This window comes from Acinetobacter sp. YH12126, assembly GCF_013418745.1.
Taxonomy (GTDB): Bacteria; Pseudomonadota; Gammaproteobacteria; order Pseudomonadales; family Moraxellaceae; genus Acinetobacter; species Acinetobacter amyesii.
This window is the reverse complement of sequence record NZ_VPBM01000025.1, coordinates 45,235-51,445: the sequence shown is the minus strand read 5'-3', so window position 1 is coordinate 51,445 and position 6,211 is coordinate 45,235. Positions and strand designations below refer to the sequence as shown.

General features: G+C 40.2%; 5 protein-coding genes. 2 read left to right on the top strand and 3 right to left on the bottom strand.

What is annotated here, in order from left to right; genetic code table 11:
- Positions 1–564: 564 nt before the first annotated feature.
- Positions 565–837 (bottom strand): hypothetical protein, encoded by a 273-nt coding sequence (locus FTU62_RS15680; protein WP_180103158.1) that lies wholly within the window; start codon positions 835–837, stop codon positions 565–567.
- A gap of 230 nt (positions 838–1,067) precedes the next feature.
- Between FTU62_RS15680 and FTU62_RS15675 the strand changes: the two genes are divergently transcribed.
- Positions 1,068–1,709 (top strand): YitT family protein, encoded by a 642-nt coding sequence (locus FTU62_RS15675; RefSeq protein WP_180103157.1) that lies wholly within the window; start codon positions 1,068–1,070, stop codon positions 1,707–1,709.
- A gap of 490 nt (positions 1,710–2,199) precedes the next feature.
- Here FTU62_RS15675 and tyrS read toward each other — a convergent pair whose 3' ends face one another.
- Positions 2,200–3,432, bottom strand: a complete 1,233-nt coding sequence (gene tyrS, locus FTU62_RS15670) for a tyrosine--tRNA ligase (protein ID WP_171263825.1) — start codon at positions 3,430–3,432, stop codon at positions 2,200–2,202.
- A 63-nt stretch (positions 3,433–3,495) separates the two neighbouring features.
- On the opposite strand from tyrS, the gene FTU62_RS15665 reads away from it, so the two are divergent.
- Positions 3,496–4,623 (top strand): anhydro-N-acetylmuramic acid kinase, encoded by a 1,128-nt coding sequence (locus FTU62_RS15665; RefSeq protein ID WP_180103156.1) that lies wholly within the window; start codon positions 3,496–3,498, stop codon positions 4,621–4,623.
- A 97-nt stretch (positions 4,624–4,720) separates the two neighbouring features.
- Here the strand turns inward: FTU62_RS15665 and FTU62_RS15660 are convergent, their stop codons facing one another.
- On the bottom strand, positions 4,721–6,007 hold the full coding sequence (locus FTU62_RS15660) for a lytic murein transglycosylase (protein ID WP_180103155.1): 1,287 nt from the start codon (positions 6,005–6,007) through the stop codon (positions 4,721–4,723).
- Positions 6,008–6,211: the final 204 nt, after the last annotated feature.

Sequence of the window (6,211 nt, the reverse complement as noted above, 5' to 3'; positions counted from 1 at the left end):
AATTACTGACAAAAATTTGCTCAAATAAACTTCGAGTAATTTCTACCATCAATCAATGAAAATAATTTCGATCGATCAATCAGTAAAAATCCACACAAGTTGTTCTTCATAATCTCTTAATGATCTTTCTAACATCTCGTCAATGCTAGAAGCTGGACTTCGATAAACTTAACAACTCAACGCTTCGCGTTTCGTTCGTTTTCGTCTATCTCGTCGGTATGGGGTGCATTCTAGAGCATTTCAGAATCATTGCAACCCCCAATTCACTATATTTTTCACGTATGTATTTTTTATAAGCGTTTTTGCTAAAAAAATTGCATTTATATCTATTTTTTTAAGCATTTTTTATAAATTTTTAGCAAATAGTCGATATTTAATTAAGTAAATTTCTTATATCTAGCAAATCTTTTTCAGCACTTTTAAGTCTAATAAAAGTAGCTTTGATTATTTATTAATCATTAGTCTACTTTTATTCTTCAAAGCACATCATTTTTTCTGTCATCACACCGATTCAAGCTTTATAGACATTTTTTAGCGTGCATTTTTATATTTCCAAGCATTTTTTTAACGTTCATATGCTAAATGTTGCATGACTTCCAAGATGACTTGTTGCTTTCCACTGAAATCCTCGGCAGAAAATAGCAGCTTTGCACGTCTAGGGAGTTGTTCTCTTACCAATGCGAATAGTTGGTACTGTGCTGCGATATCCAAATCATGTAATTGTTGCCGCGCCTCACAAAATAATGCTCGTTTATGCTGTGTGGTTTGGTAGTCAAATAAATATCTCAAGATTCGATCGATCTGTTCATCATGATTATCGGTATTGTAATACGCCATGTTGTTGCTCTTTTTTGATTTTTAACCATTGTTCCATAAGGCCTGTTTTTGCAAAAATCACTTTATTTTAATTACATGCTTAGTCATTTTTGCTGATAAAAATACTGCCTATTTTATTTGAATAATCACTATTAACGATCACAGTCATAAAAAGCCACTATTTTTGGGCTTTAGACGCATAGAGCGTAGACTGCGTTTAACGTACACTCTTTTTATTTTTTAGGTGCAGGATGCCAACACAGTTTTTCCCACGCTTACTCTTACTATTAAGCGGATTAGGACTATTGGCTTTTGGTGTCGTACTCTCTATACATTCAAATTTAGGGACATCCCCTATTTCTTCGATGCCTTACAGCTTTAGCTATATCTTTCCACTCACCGTCGGCACATTAACAGTATTAATGCACATCATCATGATACTGCTGCAAATGCTGATCTTAAAATCACACTTTCAGTGGATACAGTGGTTGCAATTACCCGTGGGAATTTTGTTTGGTGCATTTATTGACGGTTTAATGTGGCTGACCCAAGGCTGGAGCATAGAAAGTTACCCACTTCAACTCCTGGCTTGCTTGGCAAGTTGCCTGATTACCGCTTTAGGTGTGAGCTTAGTGGTCAAAGCCAGTCTAGTCCTCTTAGCCGCAGAAGGTCTCTATCAAGCCATTGCTGTTCGTTATCGCCTTGATTTTGGCAACTGTAAGACCTATGGCGACATTGTCTTGGTCAGTATTGCGGTTATCAGCAGTTGGTTGGTCTTACATCAAGTCATCGGGGTACGTGAAGGCACCATTATTACCGCACTTTTAGTCGGGACTTTAGTCAAACGGATCTTACCTAAATTAAGCTTCATTCAATGTGGCTCTAAACCCTAAAATAAAACTCAATGAACATCTGTCTAAGTAGAAACATTTTAAAGCTCGATTGAATCGGGCTTTTTTTGGCGCGGTTAAAGTCTTTAATACAGAAATAAATGTGACTTTTGAAAGGAATAGCTCAATTTTACAAATAAAAAAGGGAAAGATCTCTCCCAAAATCTTTCCCTTAGAATTGAATCTTTAGTCGATCCATCGTGTAATTATTATAGTTATCTGTTTACTTCACTAAAAAAAGAGTCCCTTGGGGAAGAGACTTATAAAAAGTGGAGTTATCATTATGTACCCTCTAGATGGTATATATCTCTAGATGAATAAATCTTATACATAAAATTCGAGAAATGCAACACATTTGGCAAAATTTAAGTGTTGTTTTTATAAGGTTTTTTTTGAATTTACTTATTTATATTATTAATATATTAATTGGTAAAAAAAAGCAGGCCGAAGCCTGCTTTTAATTCAATAACTTAACTAAAAATTCAATAATTTATTAGTCGGTAAAAGTTACTTTTGCGATCGCTTTTTTGCTCGCTTGGATGATCAAAGTTTTGTTTTCTGACACAGCATAACTTGCATCGACCACTTCCCAATCCACTTTCACTGCACCACGACCAATTGCATCTTTTGCTTGAGCTGCATTTTTAGTCAAACCCGCTTCACGCAAAATAGAAGTAATGAAAATCTCGCCACCAAATGCGCCACGAGAAATCGTTACTTCTGGTGTACCTTCTGGAAGTTCACCTTCAGTAATCAAGTTACCTGCGCCTTTGTGCGCATTTGCCGCAGCTTCTGCGCCATGGAAACGCTCAACCAATTCAAGTGCAAGAATTTTCTTCACTTCTTGTGGATTACGACCTTCAGCCACTTCTTTGAGCAACTGTTGAATCTCTTCAATCGATTTAAAGCTCAACAAGTCAAAGTAACGTTCGATCAAATCATCTGGCATTGAAAGCACTTTTTGGTACATCGCACCCGGTGCATCAAAGACTGCAATATAGTTACCCAAAGATTTAGACATTTTATTTACGCCGTCTAAACCTTCAAGAATCGGCACAGTAATGCACACTTGAGATTCTTGGTCATAACGGCTTTGTAATGTACGACCCATCAGCAAGTTAAAGGTTTGGTCTGTACCACCCAGCTCTACATCCGCTTCTAGCGCAACTGAGTCATAACCTTGCACCAATGGATATAAAAATTCGTGAATCGCAATCGGTTGATGGCTGTTATAACGTTTAGTGAAATCATCACGTTCCAACATACGTGCCACAGTTTGCTGTGAAGCCAACTGAATCAAGTCAGCAGCAGTTTTTTGACCAAACCACTCTGAGTTGAACACAACTTTAGTTTTCGCAGGGTCAAGAATCTTAAACACTTGTTCTTGATAAGTTTTCGCATTTTCTAAAACTTTTTCACGTGACAACGGTGGACGTGTAGCGCTCTTACCCGTTGGGTCACCGATCATGGCTGTATAGTCACCAATCAGGAAGTAAACTTCATGACCTAAATCTTGGAAAACTTTTAATTTATTAATCAGAACCGTATGACCTAAATGTAAATCAGGTGCAGTCGGGTCAAAACCCGCTTTAATTTTTAATGGGCGATTCTGCTTTAATTTCTTAAGAAGATCTTCTTCAGAAATAATCTCATGTGTGCCTCGTTGGATGAGGGCAAGTTGTTCTTCAGCCGGCAGGAAATTTGACATCACAAAATCCAAATAGATCAGTTATACAATTTGTGCGATATACTAACACTTTTTCAGCACATTGCAGGCTTAAGAATCATCATGACAGCGATCTACATTGGGGTAATGACCGGCACGAGCATGGATGGTGTCGATATTGTTGCTGCTTCTTTTGATCCTTTAGAGATTCATGCGACGCTCACACTTCCCTTTGACCCAGACCTTCGTGATGAACTGATGGCCCTCACCTTGCCTGATGATAACGAAATTGATCGCATGGGTAAGGCAGACGTTGCATTAGCTCAAATGATCGGTCATGGCATCAATGAATTGATCGAGAAGAATGAGCTAGATCGTAGTCAAATCAAGGCGATTGGCTCACATGGTCAAACCATCCGCCACCGTCCTGAACATGGTTTTACCCTGCAAATTGGCGACCCCAATATTATTACCGAACTCACTAAAATCCCTGTGATTTCAGACTTCCGCCGCCGTGATATGGCTGCAGGTGGTCAAGGCGCACCTTTAGTTCCTGCGTTTCATCAAGCGCTTTTCCAACATGACACCATTCACCGTGTGATTTTGAACTTGGGCGGAATTGCCAATGTCAGCATGTTACCTGCAGGCAAACCTGAAGCCGTGTATGGCTTTGATACAGGTCCAGCTAACATTTTAATGGATGCTTGGTGCGAACGTTATACTGGTCAGCCCTATGATGAAAATGGCAACTGGGCAGCTTATGGTCAACCTATTCGCAGTCTGCTCGACCGCTTACAAGCACATGAGTTTTTCTCTAAAGAACCTCCAAAAAGCACAGGTCGTGAAGACTTCAATCTAGAATGGTTAGATGAACAGATTCTCGATTGGCGTGGAGATCTCGAATATGACGAACTCGAAGATACACCAGAAAACATTCAAGCAACCTTAATGAAACTCACCACACGTGCTATTAAAAAAGCCATTTATCGTTCTGACATGGATACTGGTGAAGTCTATGTCTGTGGTGGTGGTGCATACAATTCGCACCTTTTAGAGCAACTGCGCTGGCGTCTACGTAAACATGAATGGACGGTGCAAAGTACCGCAGATTTAGGCTTAAGCCCGACATGGGTGGAAGCCACAGCCTTTGCTTGGCTGGCGATGCGCTTTGTCAATCAACTCAGTGCAAATTTACCAAGTGTGACTGGTGCTGCTGGCTATCGTATCTTAGGTACAATCACTGCGGTTTAAGAGTCAAAAACATATAAAAAAGGTCTGCAATTGCAGACCTTTTTATATTGACAAGCTCTGATATAGATTCACTACTATATAAAAGCATAGCTAAAACTTAATTCATCATTGCCTTGGCATGCTCATTACGAAATGCCCGTAAAATCTGCTGTCCCGCCCGACCTGTTGGACTTAAACCCAGTCGATTTTGCTCTTGTCGAATGGCTTGACGGGTTTTATCTCCAATTAATCCATCAACTTTACCGATGTCATAGCCGCGGTTAAGTAAAAATTGTTGAATCTCTCGTCGTTCCGCACGTGAAGTCCCAGGATCATCGGTTGGCCATGTCGTACTAAAGCCACCCTTGCCTTGCAAGCGATCGGATAAATGCGCAATCGCTAATGCATAACTCTCTGCCGCATTATAGCTGTAGATTGCATCGAAATTTTTAAACACCAAGAACACAGGCCCACTTGCCCCAGCCGGTGCCATTAAACCTGCTTGGCTCGATCCAGAAAGGTTACCTTGAATTAACGGCGTACCATCGGCACGCTCTAAACCACGATTCATCCAGCTGTCTAATGACTTTTTATTACGGCGACTTTCTCCACTGATCGACATGCCATCCGGAATTTTGACTTCAAAGCCCCACGGCTGACCAGTTTGCCAACCACGCTTTTTCAGGAAGTTGGCTGTAGATGCCAACGCATCCGTGGTGCTCGATACCAAATCACGGCGGCCATCACCATCAAAATCCACGGCCAGTTCTTCATAAGTACTCGGCATAAATTGGGTATGACCAAATGCACCTGCCCACGAACCTTTCAATTGTGATTCATTTAAATCACCACGCTGCAAAATCCGCATGGCTGCAAAAAACTCGCCACGGAAATAGCTTTGGCGGCGGCCTTCACAACTTAAAGTGCCCAATGACTGTAATAAAGGATAGCTACCCGCAATATCACCAAAATTACTCTCCACACCCCAAACCGCGACCACGGTTTCAGCAGGCACACCATAAGCCGCTGCGACACGGTTTAATACATCACGATGCTGCGCCAATTTCTGCTGACCCAGTTGTACACGCTCTTCATCTACCAGACCGGACAGATAGTCCCAAATCGGAGTTGAAAACTCAGGCTGATAGTTGAGCTTTTCAATCACAGAATAATCAGGTGTTAAATTTTGCGTATAGCGATCATAAGTGGATGCACTCACACCAGCATTCATTGCTTGCGAGCGCAAATTGGCTAAACAACCTTGAAAGTTATTTTGTGGTGAAATGCTGCTTGTTGTAGGCATGCTCGACGCATTGACAGACTGACCATTAATAATCAACTCGGCATTTGCCTGAGTTATTGCCAATAAAGCAGTCCCGAAAACAAATCCTAAGTGATGCTTCATACCCTAGATCTTTTTTGAATTTAAATTGTTGCTTTAACAATAGCAGCTCAAAGCAAAAGTTAAAGGCTCAAAACGTAAATTTAAATTCATATTTTCTACTTATTTAAATTCATTTTTAAAATTTGAATTCAAAAGCAGTTACCCACAACCCAACTTTAAATTCACTACAAACCAAACACTGGTTTAAATTTAAATTCAAAACTT